Genomic DNA, 25,586 nt, shown 5'->3' with positions numbered 1-25,586 from the left:
CTGGTTAGCCTGCGGGCATGATTCGTCACGCCACGCCTGCCGACGTCCCCGTCATCCACGCCATGGTCCGCGACCTCGCCGAGTACGAGAAGGCACTCGACGAGGCCAGGGCCACCGAGGAGCAGCTGCGTGAAGCGCTCTTCGGGGAGCGGCCCGCCGCGTTCGCGCACATCGCCGAGGACGAGGTGTCGGGGGAGGCCGTCGGGTTCTCCCTGTGGTTCCTGAACTTCTCCACGTGGCGCGGGGTGCACGGGATCTACCTGGAGGACCTGTACGTACGGCCCGAGGCGCGCGGCGGCGGGCACGGGAAGGCGTTGCTGCGCGAGCTGGCGCGGATCTGTGTGGAGCGGGGTTACGAGCGCCTGGAGTGGTCCGTGCTCGACTGGAACGAGCCGTCGATCAACTTCTACAAGTCGCTCGGTGCGTTGCCGCAGGACGAGTGGACCGTGTATCGGCTGACCGATGGGGCGTTGGCCGAGCTGGGGGCTGTCGCCGAGTAGCCGGGGGGCTTCGTCAGGGGATCAGTACCACCTTGCCCGTGGTGCGGCGGTTCTCCAGGTCGGCGTGGGCGGCGGCCGCCCGCGCCAGGGGGTAGCGCTGCACCGCCGGGATGAAGTGGCCCTTCTCCGCTTCGGCGAGCGCGGCGAGTTCCAGGGCGCGGACCGGGTTGTCGCTGCCCGCCCTGCGCATCATCTCCGGGCCCAGGACGTTGAGTTGGGTAATCCCGCGGGCCGCGAGCTGCTCGTCGGTGAACGTGAGGGGCTCGCCGTCGTGCGGGCCCTTGCCCGACCAGCCGAAGACGACGTGCGCGCCGCCGGGGGCGAGGAGGTCCACGGCGGCCATGCCCGCGTCGCCGCCCACCCCGTCGAAGACCACGGTGGCGCCCGGCACGCCGCTGCCGCCGAGCTTCGCCAGGAACGCGCGGACCTCGTCCGGCCAGTCCGGGTTCTTGTAGTCGACGGCGAGGTCGGCGCCGTTCGCCTCGACCGTGGCCGTCTTCTCCGGGCCGCCCGCCAGTCCGATCACCGTGGCGCCCGCGTGCTTGGCGTACTGGACCAGGAGCGTGCCGATGCCGCCCGCCGCCGCGGGGATGACGGCCACGGAGACGGGGGTCAGCTCGGCGAACTGCAGGATTCCCATCGTCGTACGTCCCGTGCCGATGAGGGCGACGGCCTGTGCGTCGTCCAGGCTGGCGGGAATCTCGTGCAGGCGGGAGGCCTCCGTGACGACGAGCTCGGCGTAGCCGCCGGGGGCGAAGCCGATGTGGGCGACCACGCGCTTGCCGAGCCAGCTGCCGTCGGCTCCCTCGCCGACGGCGTCGACCGTGCCGGCCACTTCGCGGCCCGGGATCGTGGGCAGCTCGGGGAGTTCGGGCAGCGGGCCCTGGAATCCCTCGCGGATCGCGGTGTCCAGGAGGTGCACGCCCGCCGCGGTCACCGCGATGCGGACCTGGCCGGGGGCCCGCGCCGCCGGGTCCGGAACTTCCTCGTACGTGAGGTGCTCGGCCGGGCCGAAGGTGTGCAGGCGGATGGCGTGCATGGGGTTCGCTCCCTGGGTGACGAGGTGGGTGGGCGGTGGCGGAGTGTGGGGCGGTGCGTTCTCCCGGTGTGGAAGCCACCCTCGTACCTCAAGCGGACTTGAGGTCAAGCCTCGTCCGGGCCAGGGCGAGCGAGACCGCTTCGATGGCGCTGTTGAAGGAGACCTCGGAGAGCAGGCCGGGCGCCGCGACCTGGTCCCCTGCCAGGTAGACGCCGTTGCCGCGGTCGATCGCGGGGCGGTCGCGCCAGGTGGTGCCCGGCAGGTCCACTGCTCCGGTGCGGCCGTTGGACACGGCGTCGCGCCGCCAGACCAGGCGTTCGCGCCAGCCCGGGAAGCCGAGGTCGAGCAGGTGGTCGGCGCGTGCCGAGCCGTCCGCCTTGGACTCCTCGGGGGTGAGCGGGATCTGACCCTGGATGAGTTCCTGTCCCGCGGGGGCCAGACCGCGGTCCTGGGTGGTGAACCGCTCGATCCAGCCGGTCCTGTCCAGGTCGGAGAGTGCGAAGAGGTCGCTCTTGCGGGAGGTGAGGGCCACGTCGACGAGGGTGGTGCGGGCGCTGTCCCACTGGAGGCTGTCGTCCTGGAGGAGCGCGCGGGCCGCGGGGAGCGAGGTGGCCACGACGACGGGGCCCGCGGCGGGGAGGGAGGCGAGGGTGTCGACGCGGGAGAGGGTCTCCACGCGTACGCCCAGGTTCCAGGCGAGTGTCGCCATGCGGTCGATGACCGAGCCCCAGCCGCCGCTCGGGTAGTGCGCCTCCGGGGGCAGTTTGGTGGCGCGGCGCAGGCGCTCGTGCACGAACCGGGCGGAGAGGGAGCCGGGGTCGTGGTGGAACGTAGCCACGGCGATGTAGTGGGCGGCGGCGCGTGCGCCTTCCTCGCCGACCTCGGCGGTGGCCCAGGTCATGAAGTCCACGTCCACCGGCGCCTGTTCGGGCTTGCGGCGCAGGAGCTTCAGCATCGCGAGGGGTGGGGTGCGGCGGAGCCTGCCCTGGTGGTGGAGGCGGAGCCGGGTGCCTTCGAGGGGCGGGATGGGGGAGAGGGGGCCGATGAGGTCGCGCTGCTTGAGCCAGGTCCAGTGGGGGCCGCCGTTGTAGAGGGCGTGCGGCCCTTCGTTCGTGCGGTACGCGCCTTCGGCGGTGCGGGCCCGGCCGCCGAGGGTGTGGTGCGCCTCGTGGACGGTGACCCGGGCGCCGGACTCCGCGGCGCTGATCGCCGCGGCGAGGCCGGCGAAGCCGCCGCCGATGATGGTGAGGGGCTTGAGGGGCGTTCGGGGGGTGGGCATGGGGTGGGCTCCTGTCGGTGTCGGTGTCGGTGTCGGTGCCGGGGTCGGTGCGCTCACTCGGTACGACGGACGGGGGTGCCCGGGATGTGACATGGGGGTGCGGGGGTGTTGTCAGTGGGTGAGTGCAGGATGGGTGGATGGGACAGAGGGATACGGCGAGGGATGCGGCGGGAGTGAAGAAGGCTCGGCGGCCGGAGGTGCGGCTGCCTGGGTTGCGGGGGTTCGGGGAGGCTGGGCTCGAGCCCGACGGGGACTATGACGGGGTCGAGTTCCGGGACCTCGATCTCGCGGGGCAGGACGGCGGGGGAGCGCTGTTCCTGGACTGCGCGGTCACGGGCTGCGGGGTGACCGAGACGCGGCTCAGCAGGGCACGCTTCGTGGACTCGGTGCTGACGGAGCTGCGGGGGGTCGGCACGGAGCTGGTGGAGGCGTCGCTGCGGGACGTGGAGGTGGTGGACGCGCGGCTTGGGGGTGTCCAGCTGCACGGGAGTGTGCTGGAGCGGGTGGTCGTGCGGGGCGGGAAGATCGACTATCTGAACCTGCGGAAGGCGCGGTTGAAGGACGTCGTCTTCGAGGGGTGCGTGCTGGTGGAGCCGGACTTCGGGCAGGCGGTGCTCGAGCGGGTGGAGTTCGTGGGCTGCGTGCTGAAGGGGGCGGATTTCAGCGGGGCCCGCCTGAAGGATGTCGACCTGCGGTCCGCTGCCGAGGTGGACATCCTGCGGGGGATCGACTGCTTGGCGGGGGCGGTGATCAGTGCGGCGCAGCTGATGGACTTGGCGCCGGCGTTTGCTGCGCAGGTGGGCGTACGGGTGGACTAGCGTCCGGCTTTGGCAGTGGGGGTCGCCTCTGGGGGCGGGGGCCCTGCGGGGTTGGTCTGTCTCTGGGGGCGGCGCGCTTCCGGCTGCGGGGTCCCTGCGGGGTCCCTGCGGGGCTGGGGCGGCTGCGGGTCTCGCCCGTCTGTGGGCGGCGCGGGCCCGTCTGCGGGCGGTCGTGCGTTGCTGCGGTTCCGGTGCGTGGGTGGGTGCGGGGCCGCGCCGGTATGTCCGTCCTCGCTATCGTCCGGTGGGCGACTTGCTACTTCGGCTCCGGAGCGCCGCGAACCGTGCTCCGGGCAGACATACCGGCACGTCCCCTCGCGTGCGCTGCCGTCTGCGGGCGCGTGTCGCTGCGGCGCTGGTTCGTCTGTGGGTGCGGGGCCGCGCCGGTATGTCCGTCCTCGCTATCGTCCGGTGGGCGACTTGCTACTTCGGCTCCGGAGCGCCGCGAACCGTGCTCCGGGCAGACATACCGGCACGTCCCCTCCCGAGCGTCGCCGACTGCGGGCGCGTGGCACTTGCCCGCCCTGCCCTCCCTGTCGGGCTGCCTCCTAACCCGCCTACCCGCCCCGCCCCGCCCTGTCGGGCTGCCCCCAACCCGCCCACCTGCCTGTCCCCCCCGTCACCGCGGGGCAATCGGGCGGGTGGGCGGCAGAGGCTTGTTCGGCGGCGGGCGGATGCGGGGGGTCCCGGTGGGCGCCTACGCCCGGGGAAAGCGGGACTGGAGCGTCCAGATCGCCGGGTTGTCCCCCAGCGGCTCGTGGAGGTCGATGAGATCCGCCAGGAGGTCCTGGAGGAAGTCACGGGCCTCGCGGCGCAGTTCGGAGTGGGAGAACGTCAGGGGTGGTTCCTCCGCCCGCATCCAGTCCGCCTCGATGTCCACCCACCCGAAGCGCCGCGTGAACAGCATGCGGTCGCTCGACTCCGTGAAGTCCAGCTCCGCGTACTGGGGGCGGGAAGCGCGGCTGCCCCGCGGGTCCTGGTCCACCCGCTCGACGATGTCGCACAGCGCCCACGCGAAGTCCAGGACGGGCACCCATCCCCAGGCTGTGGACAGTTCCCGGTCCGCCTTCGTGTCCGCGAGATACACGTCCCCGCAGAACAGGTCGTGCCGCAGCGCATGCACATCCGCGCGGCGGTAGTCGAACTGAGGGGGGTCGGGAAAGCGGTGGGAGAGGGCGTAGCCGATGTCGAGCACGTGGTCGATGGTGTCATGGCCCGCAGCGGCGGGACGGCGCAGCTCAGGGCAGTAGCCGCTGCTCCTTGGCCACCGCCACCGCGCCCGCCCTCGTGTCCACCCCGAGCTTGTCGTAGATCCGGCCCAGGTGTGTCTTCACCGTGGCCTCGCTGATGAACAGCGCCCGCGCGATCTCCCGGTTGCCGAGGCCCTGGGAGAGCTGGCCGAGGATGTCGAGCTCGCGGTCGGTGAGGGTCGGCAGCGGCTTGCGCATGCGAGCCATCACGCGGGAGGCGACCGGCGGGGAGAGCGTGGTGCGGCCCTGCGCGGCGGCATGGATCGCGGCGAAGAGCTCCTCGGGGCGTTCCGCCTTCAGGAGATAGCCGGTCGCGCCCGCCTCGATGGCGCGGGTGATGTCCGCGTCCGTGTCGTACGTCGTCAGGACCAGGACGTGGGGCGCGGGGGCGGCGACGGACGTGATGCGGCGTGTCGCCTCCACACCGTCCATCCCCTCGCCCAGCTGCAGGTCCATCAGGACCACGTCCGGGGCCAGCTTCGCGGCGAGCGCGATCGCCTCCTCGCCGGTGCCCGCCTCGCCGACCACCTCGATGTCCGGCGCGCTGCCCAGCAGGGCGAGCAGTCCGGCCCGTACGACGATGTGGTCGTCGCAGACCAGGAGGCGGACCGGGGGGACCGGGGGCGCGCCGTGGGGCGTCATGAGGGCTCCTGGGGGGTCAGTGGGATCGCCACCGAGAGCACCGTGCCCTCGCCCGGCGCCGACTCGATCGTCAGTGTGCCGCCGAGCTGCCGTGCTCGGGCCCGGATCGCGGGCAACCCGTGGCCCCGCCGGTCGGGGGCGGAAGGCGATTCGGTGGGAGTGAAGCCGCAGCCGTCGTCCGCGATGTCGAGTACCACCTGGTCGTCCAGGTGCGTGAGCGTCAGCGCCGCCGTCGCCGCGCCCGCGTGCTCCGTCACGTTGGCCAGGGCGCCCTGCGCGATGCGAAGCAGCGCGGACTGTGTCCGGTCCGGGAGCGGGGCGGGGGCACCCTCGGAGTGGAAGCGGACCGTGAGGCCCGCGTCGAGCGCGGTGCGCGCGGCCAGCGTCCGCAGGGCCTCGTCGAGGCCGCCGCCGTCGGCGAGGTCGGCGGGCGCGAGGTCGTGCACGAAGCGGCGGGCCTCTGCGAGGCCGCGTTCGGTGATCGACTCGGCGGTACGGACATGGGTGCGGGCCTTGGCCGGGTCCGTGTCCCAGACGCGGTCCGCGGCCTGGAGCAGCATCTGCTGGCTGGACAGGCCCTGGGCGAGGGTGTCGTGGATCTCCATGGAGATGCGCTGGCGCTCGGCGAGCGTGCCCTCGCGCCGCTCGGTGGCGGCCAGTTCGCGGCGGGTGCGGATGAGGTCGTCGATGAGCGTGCGCTGACGGGCCGCCTGGCGCTGCATGTACAGGAAGACGGCGGTCGCCACCGCGGCCCAGGCGGGCGGCGCGAGCAGCAGGTTCGGGTCGAAGCCGCCCGCGAGCCGCAGCTGCGCGACGACCACGAAGGCGGTGAGGACGGCCACCAGGAACAGGGCGGCGCGCGGCGGCAGCGTACGCAGGCCGGTGTAGAAGAGCGGCACCGCGCACCACGCGAAGCTCGGCGCGAGTATGACCAGCACGACCCAGACGGTCACGACGAGGATCAGCCAGGTGAGGCGGCGGGGTGCGGTGGGGCGGGCGCCGATGGCGGGGCCGAGCACGTAGAGAAGTGCGAGGGAGACCGAGAGCGCGATGATCCACGGGGTGCGCGGTTCGCCGGGGTGCCGCATCAGGAAGCGGGTCAGCGAAGAGCCCAGGAGCAGGAAGAACGCCGTGTGCATGACGGCTGCGAGCCAGCGTGAGTCGGGGTCCTCGGGCCCCCTGCCCGCGTGGCCGGGTGCCTGCGGGGTGACGCGTGGTCGGCCGGAGGAGTCGCCCCGTGGGGTGGCGGGCTCTTCGGGGGCGCCTGCGGCCTGCTCCACGGCTTCGCTCCTTCCGACTAGCTCCTGAACTGCGCAAACAACCAACTGCGCAAACAACCTCATTGTGACCCGGTGGGGCCACCGTGGGGTCAACCGATCGGCTGACCCTCGTGTCGTCCGAGCCGCGCGCAGGTGGCAGCCGGTACGTCGAGGGGTCGGCCCCGGATGCGGCCGGAGGATTGATCGCAGAGGAAACGACCTCCCCCGAACCAGAGGAAACGACCTCCCCCGAACCAGAGGAAACGACCTCCCCCGAACCAGGGGAAACGACCTCCCCCGAAACCCGCCGCCTTCACGCCTTCACCCCGAGGAGCCCCCGATGCAGAAGCTCTCCCGCCGCACCCGTGTCCTGACCATCGCCGCCACCGCCGCCGTCCTCGGCGCCGGAACCTTCGGCGCCGTCTCCGCCAGCGCCGAGGCCCCGGCCGCCGCTCCCAAGGCCGCCGTCGCCGCCGACGCGGGCAACAAGAACCTCACGCAGTCGACGCACCTGAACATCGACGCCGCGACCAAGGCCGCCCAGGCAACCCTCGACGCCGCCGAGAAGGAGAACCAGCGCGTCTCCGTCGCCGTCGTCGACCGCAACGGCAACACCATCGTCGAGCTGCGCGGCGACGGCGCGGGACCGCAGTCCCCCGAGTCCGCCGTGAAGAAGGCCTACACCGCCGTCTCCTGGAACGCGCCCACCTCCGAGCTGGTCAAGCGCCTGGAGCAGGCCCCGAACCTGAAGGACATCCCCGGCACGCTGTTCCTCGCGGGTGGCGCGCCGGTGACCGCCAAGGGCGCGCCCATCGCGGGCATCGGTGTCGCGGGCGCCCCGAGCGGCGACCTGGACGAGAAGTTCGCCAAGGCGGGCGTCGCGGCGCTCGGCCGCTGAAGCCAGCGGATCTCATGACACCGAGGCTGTTTCCGGTCCGTACGACGACGAGGAGGACGACCATGGCGAGGACCGCCGAGGACCAGCGGCTGCTCGACGCCGCACGGGCCGGGAACGCCGACGAGGTGAGAGCCGCTCTCGACGCGGGTGCCCGCGTCGAGGCCCGCGACACCGAGCTGCGCACCCCGCTGCTGCTCGCCGTCACCGGTGATCACGTCGAGGCCGCACGGGCCCTGGTGGCCGCGGGCGCCGACGTCGACGCCCAGGACCACCGCGCCGAAAGCCCCTGGCTTGCCACCGGCGTGACCGGCAGCGTCGCCATGCTGCACGTCCTGCTGCCCGCGGGGCCCGACCTGAAGCTCCGTAACCGCTTCGGCGGGATCTCCGTGATCCCCGCGGCCGAGCGGGGCCACGTCGCGTACGTACGGGAAGTCCTGCGCGTCACCGGCATCGACGTCGACCACGTCAACGACCTCGGCTGGACCGCCCTGTTGGAGGCCGTGATCCTCGGCGACGGCGGGCGCGCACACCAGGAGATCGTGGAACTGCTGCTCGCCGCGGGCGCCACGCCCGGCCTCGCCGACCGGGACGGCGTGCCGCCACTCGCGCACGCCGAGCGCCGCGGTTTCGCCGAGATCGCCGCGCTGTTGAGGGACGCCGCGTGAAGGCGCGGGTCTTCGCCACGGGTGCGTCGGCCGTCCTCGCGGCCGCGGTACTCGCGGGCTGCGGCGCCGCCGCGGACAGCCGGGCGGCCTCCGGCACCGAGCGTGCTGCCGAGCCCACGCGCGCGAAGGCCACGGCCACCCTGCCGGCGGAACAGCGCACCCCCGACGGCACCCTCCTGGTGGCCGACTTCGGCGCGGACACCGTCACGTTCGTCGACCCCGAGCGCGGCCCCATCGAATCCGTGCGGGTCGGCACGGCCCCGTACGGCCTGACCGTCGGTGATGACGGCCGTGCCTGGATCGCCACCGCGGACGCCGTCGCCGTCGTCGACACCCACACCCGTGAACGCGTCGACCGCATCCCCTACGAGACCGACACCGGCCCCGTGACGACCGGCGAGTACCGAGGCGGCGGCATGGGCATCGCCCTCTCCCCGGACGGCGAGCACGCCTACGTGGGCGTCAACGTGCCGGACGGGAAGGGCACGTTGGAGGTCATCGACACCGGGAAGCGCGAGGCCACGGACACCGTTCCGGTGGGCCGGCGCCCCTTCGACGTGGACGTGTCGAAGGACGGCCGCGAGGTCTACGCGACCAACCACGACTCCTTCGACGTGACGGTGGTCCGCGCCGACTCCCTCGAACCCCGCCGCATCGAAGTCGCCCCCTACGGCACGGAAGGCGGCCTCGGCTCCTGGCTGAAGCCGCACTACGCCGCCGTGCGCCCCTCGGACGGCAAGCTCCTGCTGCCCTTCGAGGGCGAGAAGCTCGTCGTGCTCGATCCGCGCACGGGGGAGTCCGCCATCGAGAAGATGACGGCCAACACCCACCAGCACGGCGCGCGGATCACGCAGGACGGCACGCTGTTCGCGGTCGGCACGGGACCTATCGACCCCTCGTCGGACGAGGGGCCCTCGCTGACCATGCGTACGAAGGACGGCAAGGAGAAGGTCTTCCCGCTCGAAGGCCCGCACGAGGACATCGCCGTCTCCGAGGACGGCGGCACCGCCTACGTCACCGGCGGCTTCACCCGCGACGGCTTCTGGAACGGGATCACCGTCATCGACCTGAAGAGCGGCGACACGCACCGACTCCCGGCGGGGGCGCGCCCGTTGGGCGTCGCGGTTCTCTAGGGCGGCGCCGCCGTGTGCGGGCGGGGCAGCCGGACGAACATATGCCGCATAAGATCGCATCCGTGCACCTACGATCCACGGCGCTGCGCGGGACATCCGCCGCCGCCCTCACCGCCCTCGTCCTCACCGCGTGCAGCGGCTCCGGAGTGCGCGGCACGCCCGGGGCCGACGGCGTGCGTGATCCGTACTTCCCCAAGCTGGGCAACGGCGGTTACGACGTCGCGCACTACGACCTGGCCATCGGGTACGACCCCGACGCGCGTCACCTCACCGGTACGGCCGAGATCACGGCGCGCGCGACACAGGACCTCAGTGCCTTCAACCTCGACCTCAAGGGGCTCGAGGTGAAGGGCGTGAGCGTCGAGGGCAAGGGCGCCTCCTTCCACCGCGACGGGCAGGAGCTGACGATCCGGCCCGCGGACGACCTCGACGAGGGCGAGACGTTCCGCACGGTCGTCCGCTACTCCGGCAGCCCGGAGACCATCACCGACCCGGACGACTCCGAGGAGGGCTGGCTGCGGACAGAGGAAGGTGCCATCGCGCTGGGCGAGCCGTCCGGCTCGATGGCGTGGTTCCCCGCCGACAACCATCCCTCGGACAAGGCGTCGTACGACATACGCGTCACCGTCCCCCAGGGCCTGAAGGCCATCTCCAACGGCGAGTTGACCCGCGAGTCGACCAAGAACGGCCGCACCACCTTCGCCTGGCACGGCGCGGAGCCGATGGCCAGCTATCTCGCGACGGTGGCGATCGGGCCGTACGAGGTGAAGAAGTCGACGACGAAGTCCGGCATCCCGGTGCTCACCGCGGTGCTGCCCTCCGAGGCCAAGGCCAGTGCGAAGGCGCTCGCCCGCATCCCCGAGATCATGGAGTGGCAGGAGCTGAACTTCGGCCCCTACCCCTTCTCGTCGACCGGCGCGATCGTCGCCGGGGAGGGGGACGCGGGCTACGCCCTGGAGACCCAGACCCGGCCCACCTACCCCGGCGCCCCCGAACCCCAGCTCATCGTGCACGAGCTGGCGCACCAGTGGTTCGGGAACTCCGTGACGCCCAAGTCCTGGCGGGACATGTGGCTGAACGAGGGCTTCGCGACGTACGCCGAGTGGCTCTGGCAGGAGGACAACGACGGCGACAGCGCGCAGGAGATCTTCGACCAGATCTACGCGGGCGACTACTACGAGGACCAGGAGGACAACGACGCCATCTGGGCTTTCCCGCCCGCGAGGCCGCCGTCCGCCGCGGACATCTCGGACAGCCCGGTGTACGAGCGGGGCGCCATGGTCATCCACAAGATCCGCCGGGCGGTGGGCGACGACACCTTCTACGACATCGTGCAGGGCTGGACGAGGACCCACCGCCACGGCAACGCGGACACCGGTGACTTCACCCGCTACGTGGAGAAGCACGCGGGCAGCGAGACGGCGCGCAAGAAGGTGCGCGCCATCTGGGGCCCGTGGCTGTACGGGGAGGGGAAGCCGGCGCGTCCCTAGCGCTCCAAGGGGCGTCAGGGGGCAACGGCTGGTGAAGGTCGGTGAGATGGACGTCGCTCAGCCGTCGAGCCGGGCCGTCAGGCCGTCGAGGACCCGGTCCAGCCCGTACGCGAAATCGCCGTCGCGGATCTGCTGGGGGTGCACGTCCTGCCGGGCGGAGCTGCCCTCCCGCAGTGCCGGGTGTTGCTGAGAGGCTTCGTCGAAGGCCGGGCGAAGGCCCGCCACCCACTCCTGCTCGGTCCTGCCGCTGCGAGCGATCAGTGAGAGGTAGGCGGCCTCGGAGGTCGCGATACCGACGACGTACGCGGTGAGTGTCCCCACGGCCCGGTCCTTCTCGTCCGAGGGGAAGCCCGCCGACTCGAACTGTGCCAGCAGCCCCGCCGCCATCCGCATGGCGTTCGGACCGATGTGGACGAGACCGACCTGGCCCAGTTCGGGGGCGATCCAGGGGTGTCGCAGCGCCATCGCCCGCAGGTCGGTCGCGATGCGGGTGACCGCCGCGCGCCACTGGGGACGGTCGGCGGCGGCCGGCATCTGAAGCTCTCCGTAGACGTGGTCGACGACCAGCTCGATCAGCTCGTCCTTGTTGGCCACATGCCGGTAGAGGGAGGTGGCCGCGGTGTCCAGGCGGGTTCCGAGCTTGCGCATGGTGAGCGCCTCGATGCCCTCCGCGTCCAGCAGTTCGATGGCCGCGGCCACGATCTGCTCGCGACTCAGGTGCTCCCGCTGCCGTGGGTGCGGACGGCTCCACACCGATGTGCGCGGCTTCGGCTTCCTGTCGGCTGGCATACGCCCTCGTCTCTGCGTGGTCATCCTTCGCCCCGGACTCTAGCGCACGCTGTACGCCTCTTGCGTACGGCGTTCCATCATGCGTACAGTGTTCGCAACGAAGAACGCCGTACGCAACGAGTGGGGGACGACATGTCGAAGAACGCCGTGAACTGGGACGAGCAGGGCAGCTGGGACGTCAACGGCGAGTGGGGGAGCCGGAGTTCGGCGGGCCGGAAGCTGGACCTCGCCCACTGGCAGGCCCGCCTCGACACGTTGCGCGCCGAGCACCATGTCCCGGCCGCCTCGCTGGCGCTGCTCGTCGACGGGACCGTCCACGAGCTCGCCAGTGGTGTGCTGCACCGGGGCACGGGCGTGGAGGCGACGACCGACTCGGTCTTCCAGTTGGGCTCGATCGCCAAGGTCTACACGGCCAGCCTGATCATGCGGCTCGCCGAATCAGGTGAACTGGACCTGGACGCACCGGTGACCGACGTGCTGCCGGAGTTCTCCGTCGCCGATCCCGACGCGACCAAGGCGATCACCACGCGTCGGCTGCTCAGCCACACCAGCGGTCTCACCTGCGACTTCACCTACGACAGCGGGCGGGGCGACGACTGCCTGGCCAAGTACGTCGAGGCCGCGCGGGACGTGGCGCTCGACTGCCCGCCCGGCGCCGCGCTCTCCTACAGCAGCGTCGGGTACAACGTCCTCGGCCGGATCATCGAGGTGGTGACCGGCAAGGTCTGGGACGAGGCCCTGAAGGACCTGCTCCTCACGCCGCTCGGCCTCTCGCACACCATGACGCTGCCCGAGGAGGCGCTGCGCTTCCGCGCGGCGATGGGACACCTGGGCGAGGCGGGCCAGGACCCGGACCCGGCGCCGTCCTGGGACCTGATGCCGCGCTCGGCGGGCCCGTACGGCAGGGTCCTCGCCACGGCCGGAGACGTCGCGCGGCTCGCGGGGATGCACCTCGACGGCGGCGTGGCGCAGGACGGCACGCGCGTACTGTCCGAGGAGACCGTCGCGCTCATGCAGCGACGCGTCGTCGGCTCCCCCGACAAGTGGACGGTCAGCGCGGACGGCTGGGGACTCGGCTGGACCCTGTACGACTGGGACGGCGTCCAGGGGTATGGCCACGACGGCGCCTCCATCGGGCAGTACGGCTACCTGCGCGTCGTGCCGTCGGCAGGCGTCGCGGTCGTACTGCTCACCAACGGCGGTGGTGCGCGGGAACTGTACGCGGCGCTCTACCGCGAACTCCTCGCCGATCTGGCCGAGGTGAGGATGCCGGAGCCCTTCGGCCCGCCGGCCCAGCCGCCCGTGGTCGACTTCGCGCCGCTCGTCGGGACGTACCGGCGCGAGGGCGTGGTCATCACCGTGACGGAACGAGACGGCGCCGGCCACGCGGTGTACGAGTTCGTCGACGGCATGAAGGACTTCTCCGAGCCCTTGGAGATCGATCTGGTGCCGGTGACCGAGACGGTCTTCGCCGGCACGGGGGTGGGCGCGGCGTTCAGCGAGGACTACATGCCCGTCATCTTCTCCACGCTGGAGGACGGCACGGGCTGCGTCTACATCGGTATGCGCTGCGGTCCCAAGACCGCGTAACCCCGCCGAGGCCACCGGCTCCCTCGCGACACAGCCGACGACACCGGCACCCTCCCCACGACGAGGGCCCCCGGCGGAGATTCCGCCGGGGGCCCTCGTGAACTGGCCTATGAACCTCAGACGTTGACGCCGAAGTCCTGCGCGATGCCGACGAGGCCCGAGGCGTACCCCTGGCCGACCGCGCGGAACTTCCACTCCGCGCCGCTGCGGTACAGCTCGCCGAAGACCATGGCGGTCTCGGTGGCGGCGTCCTCGCTCAGGTCATAGCGGGCGATCTCCGTGCCGCCGGCCTGGTTGATGATGCGGATGAAGGCGTTCCGCACCTGGCCGAAGTTCTGCGAGCGGTTCTCGGCGTCGTAGATCGAGACCGGGAAGACGATCTTGTCGATGTCGGCCGGGAGGCCCGCCAGGTTGACCTTGATCTGCTCGTCGTCGCCCTCGCCCTCACCCGTGACGTTGTCACCGGTGTGCTCGATGGTCTGGTCCGGCGTCACCTTGTTGTTGAAGAAGACGAAGTGCTGGTCCGAGAAGACCTTGCCCTGCGGGTTCACCGCGATGGCCGAGGCATCCAGGTCGAAGTCGGTGCCAGTGGTGGTACGGACGTCCCAGCCGAGGCCCACGGTGACGGCGGTCAGGCCCGGAGCCTCCTTGGTGAGCGAGACGTTGCCACCCTTGGACAGGCTTACTGCCATTGTTGGGAGTCCCTTCCCTCGTTGCGTACGAACGGGCTTCGTACTGGGGACGAAGCTACCGTCACCCCTATGAACGTCGACCGGGGTCCCAGAGGTTCCAGGTCCTTTTACTTTCTTTACTCGTCTCTTGCGCCCCTTACGTCGCAAGCGTGGCGCGCCGTAAATGCGGGTGACGTGGACCGGACAGACGCGGGACGATAGGACCCATGTCCGGTCCCTATGTCATTCGCGGCTCCGTCTCCCTGCCCGAGGCCGAGCTCATGTGGCGCTTCTCCAGGTCCTCCGGGCCGGGCGGTCAGCACGTCAACACCAGCGATTCGCAGGTGGAGCTGAGGTTCGACCTGGCCAACACCCAAGCGCTGCCCCCGGTGTGGAAGGAACGCGCCCTGGAGCGGCTGGCTGCCCGCCTCGTCGGCGGCGTCGTCAGCGTGCGGGCCTCCGAGCACCGCTCCCAGTGGCGCAACCGCGAGATGGCGGCCACCCGCCTCGCCTCGCTGCTCGCGGAGGCCACCGCGCCGCCGCCGCGGCCCCGTCGCGCCACGAAGATCCCCCGGGGCATCAACGAACGGCGGCTGCGCGAGAAGAAGCAGCGCGGCCAGACCAAGCGCGGCCGCTCGGGGGAGGGCTGGGGCTGAGCCCCGGCCCGTTCGGCGCCCCGGCCCGGTCGGCGCCCCTGAGCGCAAAGGTGCGCCAGCAAAGTCAGTTGAAGCAAAAACCATCAGCCCAGCTGTCGGTACTTCCCCTTGAAGTACGTCAATGGGCCACCGTCGGCGCTCGGCAGATCAGCCGAAAGTACGCGCCCGATGACGAGAGTGTGGTCACCCGCTGTCACGGTCTGCTCGGTCCGGCACTCCAGCGTCGCGAGCGCGCCGCCGATCAACGGCGCCCCCGACGTCTCGCCCCTGGCATAGGGAATGTCCTCGAAGAGGAGCCGGTCGCTGATCCTGCCCTTCATCGCGAACCGTCCCGCGATGTGGCGCTGGCTCTCGGAGAGCACCGAGACGCCCCACAGCGGCTGCTCGGCGAGCAGGTCGTCCATCCGGGAGCCCTCACGCAGGCTGACCAGCACGAGTGGCGGGTCCAGGGACACGGAGAGGAAGGCCGTCGCGGTCATGCCGACGTCCTCCCCGACCGGTGCCCGCGGGTCGTCCGCGTCGAGGGACGGCTCGCGGGCGGTCACCAGGACCACCCCCGCGGCGAGCCGGGACATGGCGGCGCGGAACTCTTCGTTGCTCACCCCCACAGGATGCCCGTCGGGGGACGGGGCACGGGGGGAGGGCGGGGCAGGGGGAGTCGCGGCAGCGCTCTCGGCAGATGTCTTCAGTACGGGAACCACAAGAGTGACGCTAACCGGGCCGCCCCCGCCGCCACATCGGGCCCAGGGCCGAGGCCGGGCCTAGGACCGATGGCCGATGCCCGCGGCGCCCTGGCAGGGTGTGTGACGCAGGAGTGGACTGGACCAACGAAGGCTTCCCATCTGTGACTTGAGTCACAGGACCCATATTTTGTTGACCCTGTGTACCGAGTGAGCTGCTCGCTGTGATTCAGTGACGGTGGCAATCAGACACTGGGGAAAACTCAGGTACGACGAGAACACTAAGGGCGCTGCGAATCCTGGAGTTGCTGTCGAGGTCTCGGGGAGAGCGAGCAATGGAGACCGAGTCGGAGCCGTACGTCCGTCTTGCGACCCTGCGGCAGCTGCATCAGGTGGTGGCGGATCTCAACACGGCCCGGAGCCTGGCGGACACGCTGCAGACGGTCGCCGACGGCGTGGTCAACGGCCTTGGCTATGAGCTGGCGTGCGTCAATCTCGTGCGCCCCGACGGCGACCTCGTGGTCGCCGCCTTCGCGGGCAACACCGCCGCCGAGGCCCTCATCACCGGCCGCGTCGGCTCCCGTGAGGCCTGGGAGAAGCGCCTCGCCATGGGTGAGGCCTGGGGCGCCCTGCGGTTCATCTCGTACACCGAGGGCTGGGTCCTGGACGAGGACGACGTCCCGCAGTGGTACACCGACGGCCCCGAGCCCCGCTTCGAGGACGAGTGGCACCCGGCCGACCGCCTCTTCGCCCCGATGTACGCGACGGGCGCCGCCGGCGGCGAACTGCTCGGCGTGATCTCCGTGGACCGTCCCCGCAACGGCCGCAGGCCCGGCGCCTGGGGCCGCGAGGCCCTCCAGATGTATGCCTTCCAGGCCGCCATCGCGATCAGCAACGCCCGCCTGCGCGCCAACATGCAGCGCGCCCTGGTCCGCCTGGAACGCGAGCAGCAGGCACTGCGGGCCAGCGAGGAGTCCTTCCGCCAGGCCTTCGAGTACGCGCCGTCCGGCATGGCCATCGCCGAGATGGGCGGCGACCAGCACGGCCGCATCCTGCGCACGAACGACGCCCTGTGCCGTCTTCTCGGCCGCCCCGCCTCCGCGATGCGCCGCTACTCGTTCTCCGACCTGGTCCACCCCGAGGACATCGGCACGCTCCTGCGGACCTCCGCCGAGGGTGGCAGGGCCGAGCTGCGCCTCGCGCGCCGCGACGGGACGTACGTCTGGGTCTCCCTGCGCAACAGCGTGGTCGCCGACGCCGCCGACGGGCCGCGCTTCCTGCTCACCCACGTCGAGGACATAGAGGAACGCAAGCGCCGCGAGCTCCAGCTCGCCCACCGCGCCTCGCACGACTCCCTCACCGGCCTGCCGAACTCCGCCGAGCTGCGCTCGCGCCTCAGCGCCCGCCTCTGCCGCAGGCCGCACGCGGGCCAGCCGAGCGCGGTGGACTCGCTGGACGCGGCGTACGACGGCGTGTACGACGCCGACGGGCAGCACAGCTTCGACTACGGCTCGAACAACGCGCATGCACTCCAGCAGGGCGCCGACGGCTTCGACCACCACGTGCACACCGTCGCGCCGCCCGAGGGGCACGGGGACACGGACGACGGCACCAAGGGCCTCGCGGTGCTCTTCTGCGACCTCGACGGCTTCAAGTCGATCAACGACCGCTTCGGGCACCACACCGGTGACGCCGTCCTCATCGAGGTGGCCAGGCGCCTGACCAGCGGCGTGCGTGACGGGGACACGGTGGCGAGGCTCGGCGGTGACGAGTTCGTCGTCCTCGCGGACGGCCTCGGCCGTGCCGACGCGCAGGACCTCGCGGTCCGGCTGCGGAACGCGATCATCCCGCCGATACGGGTGGACGGGCGAGCGGTCCGGGTAGGTGCCAGTTTCGGCATCGGCTGGGCGCACTGCGGGATGTCGGCAGACGAGGTGTTGCACTCCGCTGACCAGCGGATGTACGTGGAGAAGCGGTCACGTGCCAAGCAGCACAGGCGGGCCGGATGAGGCGTACGCCACCCAATGGGCCTACCCGGAGCGGGTAGGCTCCCCCGGTCAGCGATATGAGGGAGTGACCTGGGAATGACGCCCGGCAATAACGGCGAACACGCGCCGAACCCGCCGGAGGGCGACGACGACCCGTTCGGCTATCTGTACGAAGACGGACAGGCGGCCGGCGCCACCCCGCCCAGCGGCGGGGGCGGCTACGGGTACCCCGGTTCCCGGTCCTCGTACAACCAGGTGCGTGCGGTCGGCGACCGCCGCCCCAATGCCTACGGCACGCAGGCCGCGCCCGCGTACGGCCAGCAGGTGCCGTCGCAGCAGCAGGCCTACGGCCAGCCGAACGCGCACTACGCCGCTCCGGAGACGCAGCCCGGCGGAGCCCCCACGGCGCCGCAGTACACCCCGGCGTCCCGCGGCTCCGGCGGTCGCGGGGGCGGTCCCAACACCAAGGGCCTCCTGATCGCCGCGATCGCGGTCGTCGCGGTCGTCGCCATCGGGATCGGCGCCGCGATGCTGTTCGGCGGAGGCGACGACAAGGGCGGCGAGACGGACGCGGGCGCCGGCTCCACGCAGGCCGAGACGGTCGAGCCCAGCGAGAAGCCGACGAAGGAGCCCGACGGTCCGGCCGACCTGCCGAAGACGGACGCGAAGGCCCTGAAGCTGGAGGGCGGCACGACGACGGCCTCCGACATAGAGGGCGCCGAGTCCGAGGGCGGTGTCTATGTCTCCGGGTTCGACAAGGTCGGCGCCCAGGTGACGTGGAACGTGAGCGGCATCCCGAAGTCCGGCTCGTACAGCCTCCACGTGAACTACGGCGTCCCCGGCAAGGACTCGAACGCCACCATTCTCGTCAACGGCAAGAAGCAGACCCGTCCCCTGAACATGAAGAACTTCGCCCATGCGGAGGAGGGGAACTGGGAGAAGGGCTGGACCAACACCTGGGCGGTGGTCCAGCTCACCAAGGGCACCAACTCGGTCACGCTCACCTGCGCCCAGAGCGACCTGTGCGGCACGGTCGGGGCGAACATCGACCAGATGTGGCTCGTGGAGGGCGACAAGGGCTGAGCCGTCACCGCCTGCCTGGGGCTGCTCCCGGTACTACGTCAGCAGCCCCAGGAACCCCGCCACCGTCCCGGCCATCGCCTCGCGAGCCGGGGCGAGGTATTTCCGGGGGTCGACGCCCTGCTCATGGGCGCCGAGGTATGCGCGCACCTCACCCGTGAACGCCGTGTTGAGGGCCGTGCCGACATTTATCTTCACCATGCCGGAGGCGACGGCCTGCCGGATCTCGTTGTCCGGTACGCCACTTGAGCCGTGCAGCACCAGCGGTACGGGGACCGCCGCCGTGAGCGCGGCGATCAACTCGTGGTCCAGAGTCGCCGTACGGGACGTCATCGCGTGGGACGAGCCGACCGCCACCGCCAGGGCGTCGACGCCGGTGTCCGCCACGTAGGCCGCCGCCTCCGTGGGGTCCGTCCGCACCCCGGGCGCGTGCGCGTCCAGGGGGGCCTCGCCCTCCTTGCCGCCCACCTTGCCCAGCTCCGCCTCGACCCAGATGCCCCGCTCGTGGCCCCAACGCACGGCCTCCGCCGTCGCCTTGACGTTCTCCTCGTACGGCAGCTTCGACGCGTCGAACATCACCGAGCTGAAGCCCTCGGGGTGCGCGGCCCGCAGGAGTTCCGGGTCCATGACGTGGTCCAGGTGCAGGGAGAGCGGGGCCGATGACCCCTTCGCCACCGCCGCCGCTGCCGCGGCGATCGCGGACACGCGGCCGCCGTGGAACTTCACGGCGTTCTCGGAGATCTGCAGGATCGCGGGGGAGCCGGCCTGCTCGGCCCCGGCGGCGATCGCCTCCGCGTGCTCCAGCGTGATCACGTTGAACGCGGCGACCCCGCGCCCCGCCGCGCGCGCGTCGGATACCAGGTCGCCGGTGGATACGAGTGGCACGATGAATGTCCCCAATTCCTGGGCCGGCACGGCCCGTTGTGCGTCGCCTGGTGTGTCGCCCACGCGGTGACGCGTGGTCTCACGCCGCGGTGGCCTCCCCGGTCACCGCGACCCGCGCGAGCAGGTCTTCGTACGTCGAGGGCACGAACTCGCCCGCCACGGGGGACTCGACCGTCGCCGCGGACAGGGCCACGGCCCGCGCCAGGCGCCGCGGCCACGGGAGTTCCTCCACCAGGGCGGAGAGCAGGCCCGCCACCGCCGAGTCACCGGCGCCCGTCGGGTTGCCGCGCACGCGGGTGGGCGGGGCCGCCTGCCAGGTGCCCTCCGGCGTGACGGCGCGCAGGCCATCGGCGCCCAGGGACGCCACCACGGCGTACGCGCCTCTGCGGCGGGCGTCGCGGGTGGCCTGGGCGGGCTCGTGGGAGCCGGTCAGCTCGGCCAGTTCGTCGGCGTTCGGCTTGACGATGTCGGGGCGGGCGGCGACGCCACGGCGCAGCGCCTCGCCGCTGGTGTCCAGGAGCACGGGGACCTTGGCGGCGCGTGCGGCCCGTACGAGCGTGCCGTACGCGCCGACCGGGACGCCCGGCGGCAGGCTCCCGCAGAGCGCGACGGCCGCCGTGCCCCGGCGCAGCAGCTCCTCGTACGACTCCTGGAACGCGGCCCATTCGGCGGGCGAGACCGCGGGGCCCGGTTCGTTCAGCTGCGTCGTGTCGCCGGTCGCCGCGTCGACGATCGCGAGCGTGCGGCGGGTGGCGCCGTCGACGGGCACGAGCGCGTCCGTGACGCGGGGCTCGCGTGTGAGGCGCTCGTGCAGGACGCGGCCCGTGTCGCCGCCCGCGAAGCCCGTCACCGTCACGTCGTGGCCGAGGGCGGCGAGGACGCGGGCGACGTTCAGGCCCTTGCCGCCGGGCCGCTCGATGACCTCGGTGACGCGGTGCGAGGCGTGCGGGGTGAGGGCGGGGACGCGGTAGGTGATGTCCAGGGCGGCGTTCAGCGTGACCGTCAGAATCACTTGTCGCCCACCCCCGGGATCACTGGAGAACGCGCTTGCTGCTGTCCTCTTGCGCGGCTGATCATGCCAAAAAGAAGGCGGTAGGCCCAGGGGTCCGGACCAACCGCCTTGTCCCCGACGCCTCTCAACGCGTGGGCGCGACGACCCACTCGCCCTTGCGCATGACGCCCTTGAGCTCGAACTCCGCGTCCAGGACGACCAGGTCGGCGTCCTTGCCGGGCTCCAGCGAGCCGACCTTGTCGTACATCCCCAGCAGCTTGGCCGGGTTGGCGGAGATGGCCCGCACGACGTCGTCGACGGCGAGACCGTCGACGGTCACCGAGCGCTTGAACGCGCGGTCCAGGGTGAGGGTGGATCCCGCGATCGAACCGCCCTCGACGAGGCGCGCGACGCTGTCCTTCACCTCGACCTCCAGCGGGCCGAGCATGTACCGCCCGTCGCCGAAGCCCGCCGCGTCCATCGCGTCCGTGATGAGCGCGGTGCGGTCGGCGCCCGCGTGGTGGAAGGCCAGCTCGAACGCGGCGGGGTGCAGATGCGTGCCGTCGTTGATCAGCTCGACCGTGATCCGCTCGTCCTCCAGGAGCGCGGCGATCGGGCCCGGCTCGCGGTGCCCGAGGCCCGGCATCGCGTTGTAGAGGTGCGTGGCGACGGTGGCGCCCGCGTCGATGGCCTCCACCGTCTGCTCGTACGTCGCGTCCGTGTGCCCGATGGCCGCGATGACGCCGTGCTCGGCGAGGAGCCGTACGGAGTCGATGCCGCCCGGCAGCTCCGTGGCGAGCGTGAACATCTTCGCCCGGCCGCGGGCCGCGTCCATCAGTTTGCGGACCTCGGCGGGGTCCGGGTCGCGCAGGAGCACCTCGCTGTGCGCGCCCTTGCGGCACGGCGAGATGAAGGGGCCCTCGAAGTGGATGCCCGCGATGTCGCCCTGCTCGGCCAGTTCGCTGAGCAGGCCGGCCCGCTGGGCGAGGAAGTCCATCTCGCCGGTGACGGTGGAGGCGACGACGGTGGTCGTGCCGTGCAGACGGTGCGTGTGGACGCCCTTGAGCACGTCCTCGACCGTGCCGGAGGTGAAGGAGGCTCCGCCGCCGCCGTGGTTGTGGATGTCGACGAAGCCGGGGACCACCCAGTGGCCGGGAGCGAGATCGATGACCTCGGCATCCGCGGGAGCGCTTCCGGCGATGCGCGTGCCGTCGACGATCACGCGGCCGTCGGTGAGCGTCCCGGTGGGCAGGACCACCTGAGCACCGGCGAGAACTTTGCTAGCGGCCATCAGGCGGTTACCTCCGTGGAGTCGGGGTCAGTGGCGGGCGGGGGCCCGGGTTCGCCGAGGAGATCCCAGGCGAGCAGGCCGGCGCCCAGGCATCCTGCGGTGTCGCCGAGGGCGGCGGGGACGATGAGGGGCCGGGTCTGGAACTGGACGATCCGTTCCGTCATGGCCGCCCGCAGGGGTGTGAACAAGGTTTCCCCCGCCTCGGCGAGACCGCCACCGATGATCAGGGTGTGCGGGTCCAGGAGGGTGAGGGCGGTGATGAGACCGTCGGCGAGCGCGTCGACGGCGTTCTGCCAGACCCTGATGGCCCGCGGGTCGCCCGACTCCACGGCCTTGGCGCAGTCCGCCGCGTCCGCGTCCGGGTCGCCGCTCGCCGCCGCCCAGGCCTCGCTCACGGCGGACGCGGATGCGAGCCGCTCCAGGCAGCCGCGCTGGCCGCAGCCGCAGGGCGGTCCGCCGGGGCGCACGATGATGTGCCCGATCTCGCCCGCCGAGCCGTGGGCGCCGGGCTCGATGCCGCCGCCGATGCCGATGGCTCCGGCGATGCCCGTGCCGAGCGGCACGAACAGGAACCGGTCGGCGCCCTTCCCCGCGCCGATCCGCCCCTCGGCGAGGCCGCCGGTGCGGACGTCGTGGCCGAGTGCCACGGGTACGCCCTCCAGCCTGCGGCTCAGGAGCTCGCGCATCGGGACGTCGCGCCAGCCGAGGTTCGATGCGTAGACGGCGATGCCGCGCTCGGTGTCGACGATCCCGGGGACCGCGACACCGGCCGCGGCGGCGGGCTCCCCGAACTCCTTGATCCCGTGGGCGCGGAGGTCGGCGGCGAAGCCGAGGATGGACTCGACCACGGCGTCGGGCCCGCGCTCCCTGCCGGTGGCCCGCCGCGCCTCGTACAGGAGCGCGCCGTCCGCTCCGACCAGGGCGGCCTTCATTCCGGTGCCGCCCACATCGAGGGCGATGACATGTCTCACGGGTGACAGTGTCGCGCCTACGCCGCGAGAGGTCTAGTCCACTTCGGGGTGCTTGCGTGGGGGCGAGGCCCTTTTCGCGGCGGGGCGCCCCTTTACGCCCCACTGGGGCGAGGGCTCTGCCTCCGCCCGGGGCGGGCTTCACTGAACCGCCGCTGCGCGGCGGATCTCCCCCACCCACCCACCCGTTACCCCGCGGTGCGCCGGGCTTTGTCCACCGCTGCGCGGCGGAGCCCGGGTGGGTGGGAGGTGGTGCGTCGTTCGGGGTTGGGGTGCTGCTGGGTGATCGGGTGGGTGGGAGGGAGACATCCGCCGCGAAGCGGCGGTTCGGGGGCAGCCGCCCACCCACCGAAAGGTGATTGCCAACGCCCCCCGGGGCGGGCGGGCCTGGCACCCCCCTCAGCCCAAGATCACGCTCCGCGTCAGGTTCCGCGGGCGGTCCGGGTCGTAGCCCCGTGCTTCTGCCAGGGCCACCGCTAGCCGCTGGGCCCGGATCAGGTCCGCCATGGGGTCCATGGTCCGGTGGGTCACCAGTTCGCCGCCCACCCGGGCGACATCCCCCGCGAGCCCCTCCGGAAGTGCCCCGAACATCCACGCCACCCGGCCGGGGCCGGTGATGGCGATCGGCCCGTGGCGGTACTCCATCGCCGGGTACGACTCCGTCCAGGCGCCCGCCGCCTCCCGCATCTTCAGCGCCGCCTCCAGGGCGAGGCCGTACGTCCAGCCGCGGCCCAGGAACGTCCACTGCTCGGCCTCCACGACAGCGGCAGGCAGCGGGTCCCGCACCGCGCGCTCCGCGTCCGCCGCCGCCTCGGCGACCGGCTTCACGCCGGGGACGTCGCCGAGCCCGGCCCGCAGGAAGGCCAGGGCCGTCGTCGCGAAGCGGGTCTGGACGACCGACTCCTCGTCCGCCCAGTCCAGGACCGCCACCGAGTCCGCCGCTTCCATGACCGGCGTCTTCGGATCGGCGGTGAGCGCCGTGGTCGGGACCGTGCCCTTCAGCTCGCCGAGGAGTTCCAGGACCTCGGTCGTCGTACCGGAACGCGTGATGGCCACCACCCGGTCGTACGTCCGCCCGGCGGGGAACTCCGACGACGCGAACGCGTCCGTCTCACCCTGCCCGGCGGCCTCGCGCAGCGCCGCGTACGCGATGGCCATGAACCACGACGTCCCGCACCCGGTGACAGCCACCCGCTCGCCCGGCCGCGGCAGCCCGTCGAAGGCGAGCGCGGCCTCGGCCGCCCGGTGCCAGCAGGCGGGCTGCGTTGCGATCTCTGCTGCGGTACGCGACATGCGTCAGGGCTCCTTGCCGGTGGGACGTCATTGGTACGCCGTTGCACAAGCGATACTGAGGTGGTGTAGACCTCGTGTCCATACACGAGGGAAAATCGCAGTTCACGAAGATCATCGAGGGTGGGAACAGCTGTGCAGCGGCGCGCGACAGGACTGACCGCGGCGATAGCCGCACTGGGCATGGCGGCGGTACTCGCCGGCTGCGGCGGTCCGGGCGACTCCGGCGACGTCACCCTCAAGCTGGTGGCCGCCGACTACGGCGACTCCAAGGCCAACAGCTCCCAGAAGTACTGGGACGAGCTCGCCAAGAAGTTCGAGGCCAAGAACCCCGGCATCAAGGTCGACGTCGACGTCTACTCCTGGACCGACGTGGACCGCAAGGTCAAGGAAATGGTCAAGGCCGGCGACGCCCCCGACATGGCCCAGATCGGCGCCTACGCCGACTACGCCGCGCAGGACAAGCTGTACCGCACCGAAGACCTGGTCTCCATCTCCACCCAGGCCGACTTCATGGCCCCCCTCTCCGAGGCGGGCGAGCTCAAGCGCGTCCAGTACGGCATGCCGTTCGCCTCCTCCACGCGCCTGCTCTTCTACAACGAGAAGATCTTCAAGGACGCAGGACTCACCCCGCCGCAGAGCTGGAGCGATCTCGCGGCCGCCGCCAGGACACTCAAGGCGCGCGGCGTGAAGATCCCCTACGCCCTGCCGCTCGGCAAGGAAGAGGCGCAGGCCGAGACGATGCAGTGGCTGCTCAGCGGAGGCGGCGGCTACACCGACAACGTCGGCACGTACGACATCGACTCCCCGCAGAACGTGAAGACCTTCACCTGGCTGAAGGACGAGCTCGTCGGCAAGGGCCTGACGGGCCCCACGCCCCCCGCCAAGCTCGACCGCGCCGAGGCCTTCGCCGCCTTCACGCGCGGCGACGTCGGCATGCTCAACGGCCATCCCACGCTGATGCAGATGGCTGCCAAGAAGGGCGTGAAGTACGGCATGGTGCCGATGCCCGGCGTGAACGGCAAGGCCCAGGCCACGATGGGCGTCGCCGACTGGATGATGGCCTTCAAGCAGAAGGGCCACCGCGAGGAGGTCGGCAAGTTCCTCGACTTCGCCTACAGCACCGAGAACGTCCTGGACTTCTCGCGCGAGTACGACCTGCTGCCCGTGACGAACACCGCCGCCGAGCAGATGACGGGCAACAAGAACGACAAGGCGCTCGCCGAGTTCCTCGACGAGCTGCCCACCTCGCAGCTGTACCCCGTCGGCAAGACGTCCTGGGCGCAGGTGTCCGTCGACGTCAAGAAGTACATCGGCAAGACCGTCGACGAGAACGGCAATCCGGCGTCGATCCTCGGCCAGATCCAGTCCAAGGCGGCCACCGAGGAGAACTCGGAATAGCGTGGCCGGCATGACGGACGCCAAAAACGCCAAGGACGCCACGGATCCCGCCGATCCCTCCGATCCCGCCGATTCCTCCGGCGACGCGTTCCCCGACACCGGTCTCTCCGAGCGCGATCGCGCGATCCTCGCCCTTGAGCGCCGCGACTGGGTGACCGGTCCCGGCGCCAAGGAGCGGGCGGTGCGCGAGCAGCTCGGCCTGGTGCCGGTGCGTTACTACCAGCTCCTGAACGCCCTGCTCGACGATCCCCGCGCCCTCGCGCACGATCCGGTCACCGTCAACCGGCTTCGGCGGGTCAGGGAGTCCCGGCGCAAGGAGCGTTGAGCGTAGGG

25 protein-coding genes are annotated in these 25,586 nt (G+C 71.7%); 12 read left to right on the top strand and 13 right to left on the bottom strand.

What is annotated here, in order from left to right:
• The first annotated feature begins 17 nt into the window (after positions 1 to 17).
• On the top strand, positions 18 to 500 hold the full coding sequence (locus ABXJ52_RS16780) for a GNAT family N-acetyltransferase (protein WP_367043286.1): 483 nt from the start codon (positions 18 to 20) through the stop codon (positions 498 to 500).
• 13 nt (positions 501 to 513) lie between these two features.
• Here ABXJ52_RS16780 and ABXJ52_RS16775 read toward each other — a convergent pair whose 3' ends face one another.
• Complete coding sequence (locus ABXJ52_RS16775; protein WP_367043284.1) at positions 514 to 1,539, bottom strand: zinc-binding dehydrogenase; 1,026 nt, start codon at positions 1,537 to 1,539, stop codon at positions 514 to 516.
• Between the two features lie 88 nt (positions 1,540 to 1,627).
• On the bottom strand, positions 1,628 to 2,818 hold the full coding sequence (locus ABXJ52_RS16770) for an FAD-dependent oxidoreductase (protein WP_367043282.1): 1,191 nt from the start codon (positions 2,816 to 2,818) through the stop codon (positions 1,628 to 1,630).
• Between the two features lie 137 nt (positions 2,819 to 2,955).
• Here ABXJ52_RS16770 and ABXJ52_RS16765 point away from each other — a divergent pair, with 137 nt between their 5' ends.
• The gene (locus tag ABXJ52_RS16765; protein WP_367043280.1) at positions 2,956 to 3,636 is read left to right on the top strand and encodes a pentapeptide repeat-containing protein; all 681 of its coding nucleotides are present in this window, start codon (positions 2,956 to 2,958) and stop codon (positions 3,634 to 3,636) included.
• 697 nt (positions 3,637 to 4,333) lie between these two features.
• Here ABXJ52_RS16765 and ABXJ52_RS16760 read toward each other — a convergent pair.
• From ABXJ52_RS16760 to ABXJ52_RS16750, 3 genes are read right to left on the bottom strand one after another with little or no spacing between them, the layout of a single operon-like run.
• Positions 4,334 to 4,831 (bottom strand): hypothetical protein, encoded by a 498-nt coding sequence (locus tag ABXJ52_RS16760; RefSeq protein ID WP_367043278.1) that lies wholly within the window; start codon positions 4,829 to 4,831, stop codon positions 4,334 to 4,336.
• A 43-nt stretch (positions 4,832 to 4,874) separates the two neighbouring features.
• Positions 4,875 to 5,528: a response regulator transcription factor gene (locus ABXJ52_RS16755; RefSeq protein WP_367043276.1), complete on the bottom strand. Its 654-nt coding sequence runs from the start codon at positions 5,526 to 5,528 to the stop codon at positions 4,875 to 4,877.
• On the bottom strand, positions 5,525 to 6,808 hold the full coding sequence (locus ABXJ52_RS16750; protein ID WP_367043273.1) for a sensor histidine kinase: 1,284 nt from the start codon (positions 6,806 to 6,808) through the stop codon (positions 5,525 to 5,527). Before ABXJ52_RS16750 ends, ABXJ52_RS16755 begins: the two co-directional genes overlap by 4 nt.
• A gap of 319 nt (positions 6,809 to 7,127) precedes the next feature.
• Between ABXJ52_RS16750 and ABXJ52_RS16745 the strand changes: the two genes are divergently transcribed.
• The 4 genes from ABXJ52_RS16745 to ABXJ52_RS16730 all read left to right on the top strand — a co-directional run bounded on the left by ABXJ52_RS16745 (position 7,128) and on the right by ABXJ52_RS16730 (position 10,973).
• Positions 7,128 to 7,685, top strand: coding sequence for a heme-binding protein (locus ABXJ52_RS16745; protein WP_367043271.1), 558 nt, complete (start codon positions 7,128 to 7,130; stop codon positions 7,683 to 7,685).
• 62 nt (positions 7,686 to 7,747) lie between these two features.
• Positions 7,748 to 8,350, top strand: a complete 603-nt coding sequence (locus tag ABXJ52_RS16740; protein ID WP_367043269.1) for an ankyrin repeat domain-containing protein — start codon at positions 7,748 to 7,750, stop codon at positions 8,348 to 8,350.
• A complete protein-coding gene (locus ABXJ52_RS16735; RefSeq protein WP_367043267.1) occupies positions 8,347 to 9,483 on the top strand; it encodes a YncE family protein in 1,137 nt (378 codons plus the stop codon). The genes ABXJ52_RS16740 and ABXJ52_RS16735 overlap by 4 nt, the downstream gene beginning before the upstream one ends.
• A 62-nt stretch (positions 9,484 to 9,545) precedes the next feature.
• On the top strand, positions 9,546 to 10,973 hold the full coding sequence (locus ABXJ52_RS16730; protein ID WP_367043265.1) for a M1 family metallopeptidase: 1,428 nt from the start codon (positions 9,546 to 9,548) through the stop codon (positions 10,971 to 10,973).
• A gap of 57 nt (positions 10,974 to 11,030) precedes the next feature.
• Here ABXJ52_RS16730 and ABXJ52_RS16725 read toward each other — a convergent pair whose 3' ends face one another.
• Positions 11,031 to 11,762, bottom strand: a complete 732-nt coding sequence (locus ABXJ52_RS16725; protein ID WP_367043263.1) for a TetR/AcrR family transcriptional regulator — start codon at positions 11,760 to 11,762, stop codon at positions 11,031 to 11,033.
• A gap of 132 nt (positions 11,763 to 11,894) precedes the next feature.
• On the opposite strand from ABXJ52_RS16725, the gene ABXJ52_RS16720 reads away from it, so the two are divergent.
• The gene (locus ABXJ52_RS16720) at positions 11,895 to 13,352 is read left to right on the top strand and encodes a serine hydrolase domain-containing protein (RefSeq protein WP_367043261.1); all 1,458 of its coding nucleotides are present in this window, start codon (positions 11,895 to 11,897) and stop codon (positions 13,350 to 13,352) included.
• Between the two features lie 116 nt (positions 13,353 to 13,468).
• Here ABXJ52_RS16720 and ABXJ52_RS16715 read toward each other — a convergent pair whose 3' ends face one another.
• The gene (locus tag ABXJ52_RS16715) at positions 13,469 to 14,044 is read right to left on the bottom strand and encodes a TerD family protein (protein ID WP_249589187.1); all 576 of its coding nucleotides are present in this window, start codon (positions 14,042 to 14,044) and stop codon (positions 13,469 to 13,471) included.
• Between the two features lie 206 nt (positions 14,045 to 14,250).
• Here ABXJ52_RS16715 and arfB point away from each other — a divergent pair, with 206 nt between their 5' ends.
• A complete protein-coding gene (gene arfB / locus ABXJ52_RS16710; RefSeq protein WP_363312873.1) occupies positions 14,251 to 14,679 on the top strand; it encodes an alternative ribosome rescue aminoacyl-tRNA hydrolase ArfB in 429 nt (142 codons plus the stop codon).
• Between the two features lie 83 nt (positions 14,680 to 14,762).
• Here the strand turns inward: arfB and ABXJ52_RS16705 are convergent, their stop codons facing one another.
• Positions 14,763 to 15,287 (bottom strand): flavin reductase family protein, encoded by a 525-nt coding sequence (locus tag ABXJ52_RS16705; RefSeq protein WP_367043258.1) that lies wholly within the window; start codon positions 15,285 to 15,287, stop codon positions 14,763 to 14,765.
• Between the two features lie 407 nt (positions 15,288 to 15,694).
• Between ABXJ52_RS16705 and cdgB the strand changes: the two genes are divergently transcribed.
• Both cdgB and ABXJ52_RS16695 read left to right on the top strand, forming a co-directional pair.
• Positions 15,695 to 17,368, top strand: a complete 1,674-nt coding sequence (gene cdgB, locus ABXJ52_RS16700; protein WP_367043256.1) for a diguanylate cyclase CdgB — start codon at positions 15,695 to 15,697, stop codon at positions 17,366 to 17,368.
• Between the two features lie 75 nt (positions 17,369 to 17,443).
• Positions 17,444 to 18,430, top strand: coding sequence for a CBM35 domain-containing protein (locus ABXJ52_RS16695; protein ID WP_367043254.1), 987 nt, complete (start codon positions 17,444 to 17,446; stop codon positions 18,428 to 18,430).
• Between the two features lie 33 nt (positions 18,431 to 18,463).
• Here the strand turns inward: ABXJ52_RS16695 and ABXJ52_RS16690 are convergent, their stop codons facing one another.
• From ABXJ52_RS16690 to ABXJ52_RS16670, 5 genes are all read right to left on the bottom strand, one after another.
• Complete coding sequence (locus ABXJ52_RS16690; protein ID WP_367043252.1) at positions 18,464 to 19,312, bottom strand: class II fructose-bisphosphate aldolase; 849 nt, start codon at positions 19,310 to 19,312, stop codon at positions 18,464 to 18,466.
• A gap of 79 nt (positions 19,313 to 19,391) precedes the next feature.
• Positions 19,392 to 20,324 (bottom strand): 1-phosphofructokinase family hexose kinase, encoded by a 933-nt coding sequence (locus tag ABXJ52_RS16685; RefSeq protein ID WP_367043250.1) that lies wholly within the window; start codon positions 20,322 to 20,324, stop codon positions 19,392 to 19,394.
• A gap of 124 nt (positions 20,325 to 20,448) precedes the next feature.
• Positions 20,449 to 21,594: an N-acetylglucosamine-6-phosphate deacetylase gene (nagA, locus tag ABXJ52_RS16680; RefSeq protein WP_367043248.1), complete on the bottom strand. Its 1,146-nt coding sequence runs from the start codon at positions 21,592 to 21,594 to the stop codon at positions 20,449 to 20,451.
• Positions 21,594 to 22,565 (bottom strand): ROK family protein, encoded by a 972-nt coding sequence (locus tag ABXJ52_RS16675; RefSeq protein ID WP_367043246.1) that lies wholly within the window; start codon positions 22,563 to 22,565, stop codon positions 21,594 to 21,596. Before ABXJ52_RS16675 ends, nagA begins: the two co-directional genes overlap by 1 nt.
• A 396-nt stretch (positions 22,566 to 22,961) precedes the next feature.
• Positions 22,962 to 23,855, bottom strand: a complete 894-nt coding sequence (locus ABXJ52_RS16670) for a sugar isomerase (protein WP_367043244.1) — start codon at positions 23,853 to 23,855, stop codon at positions 22,962 to 22,964.
• 180 nt (positions 23,856 to 24,035) lie between these two features.
• On the opposite strand from ABXJ52_RS16670, the gene ABXJ52_RS16665 reads away from it, so the two are divergent.
• Positions 24,036 to 25,253, top strand: a complete 1,218-nt coding sequence (locus ABXJ52_RS16665; RefSeq protein WP_367049097.1) for an extracellular solute-binding protein — start codon at positions 24,036 to 24,038, stop codon at positions 25,251 to 25,253.
• Between the two features lie 10 nt (positions 25,254 to 25,263).
• Positions 25,264 to 25,578, top strand: a complete 315-nt coding sequence (locus ABXJ52_RS16660) for a DUF3263 domain-containing protein (protein ID WP_367043242.1) — start codon at positions 25,264 to 25,266, stop codon at positions 25,576 to 25,578.
• The last annotated feature ends 8 nt before the right edge of the window (positions 25,579 to 25,586 follow it).

Origin of the sequence: Streptomyces sp. Je 1-332 (assembly GCF_040730185.1) — a bacterium.
Lineage (GTDB): Bacteria > Actinomycetota > Actinomycetes > Streptomycetales > Streptomycetaceae > Streptomyces.
The sequence above is the reverse complement of the archived record's forward strand: the minus strand, read 5'-3'. Positions and strand labels throughout refer to the sequence as shown.

Excerpts from the sequence above, each read along its gene's own strand:
- ABXJ52_RS16780 (WP_367043286.1), top strand. The coding sequence starts at position 18 with ATGATTCGTCACGCCACGCCTGCCGACGTCCCCGTCATCCACGCCATG.
- ABXJ52_RS16775 (WP_367043284.1), bottom strand. The coding sequence starts at position 1,539 with ATGCACGCCATCCGCCTGCACACCTTCGGCCCGGCCGAGCACCTCACG.
- ABXJ52_RS16770 (WP_367043282.1), bottom strand. The coding sequence starts at position 2,818 with ATGCCCACCCCCCGAACGCCCCTCAAGCCCCTCACCATCATCGGCGGC.
- ABXJ52_RS16765 (WP_367043280.1), top strand. The coding sequence starts at position 2,956 with ATGGGACAGAGGGATACGGCGAGGGATGCGGCGGGAGTGAAGAAGGCT.
- ABXJ52_RS16755 (WP_367043276.1), bottom strand. The coding sequence starts at position 5,528 with ATGACGCCCCACGGCGCGCCCCCGGTCCCCCCGGTCCGCCTCCTGGTC.
- ABXJ52_RS16745 (WP_367043271.1), top strand. The coding sequence starts at position 7,128 with ATGCAGAAGCTCTCCCGCCGCACCCGTGTCCTGACCATCGCCGCCACC.
- ABXJ52_RS16740 (WP_367043269.1), top strand. The coding sequence starts at position 7,748 with ATGGCGAGGACCGCCGAGGACCAGCGGCTGCTCGACGCCGCACGGGCC.
- ABXJ52_RS16725 (WP_367043263.1), bottom strand. The coding sequence starts at position 11,762 with ATGCCAGCCGACAGGAAGCCGAAGCCGCGCACATCGGTGTGGAGCCGT.
- ABXJ52_RS16720 (WP_367043261.1), top strand. The coding sequence starts at position 11,895 with ATGTCGAAGAACGCCGTGAACTGGGACGAGCAGGGCAGCTGGGACGTC.
- ABXJ52_RS16715 (WP_249589187.1), bottom strand. The coding sequence starts at position 14,044 with ATGGCAGTAAGCCTGTCCAAGGGTGGCAACGTCTCGCTCACCAAGGAG.
- arfB (WP_363312873.1), top strand. The coding sequence starts at position 14,251 with ATGTCCGGTCCCTATGTCATTCGCGGCTCCGTCTCCCTGCCCGAGGCC.
- cdgB (WP_367043256.1), top strand. The coding sequence starts at position 15,695 with ATGGAGACCGAGTCGGAGCCGTACGTCCGTCTTGCGACCCTGCGGCAG.
- ABXJ52_RS16695 (WP_367043254.1), top strand. The coding sequence starts at position 17,444 with ATGACGCCCGGCAATAACGGCGAACACGCGCCGAACCCGCCGGAGGGC.
- nagA (WP_367043248.1), bottom strand. The coding sequence starts at position 21,594 with ATGGCCGCTAGCAAAGTTCTCGCCGGTGCTCAGGTGGTCCTGCCCACC.
- ABXJ52_RS16670 (WP_367043244.1), bottom strand. The coding sequence starts at position 23,855 with ATGTCGCGTACCGCAGCAGAGATCGCAACGCAGCCCGCCTGCTGGCAC.
- ABXJ52_RS16665 (WP_367049097.1), top strand. The coding sequence starts at position 24,036 with ATGGCGGCGGTACTCGCCGGCTGCGGCGGTCCGGGCGACTCCGGCGAC.
- ABXJ52_RS16660 (WP_367043242.1), top strand. The coding sequence starts at position 25,264 with ATGACGGACGCCAAAAACGCCAAGGACGCCACGGATCCCGCCGATCCC.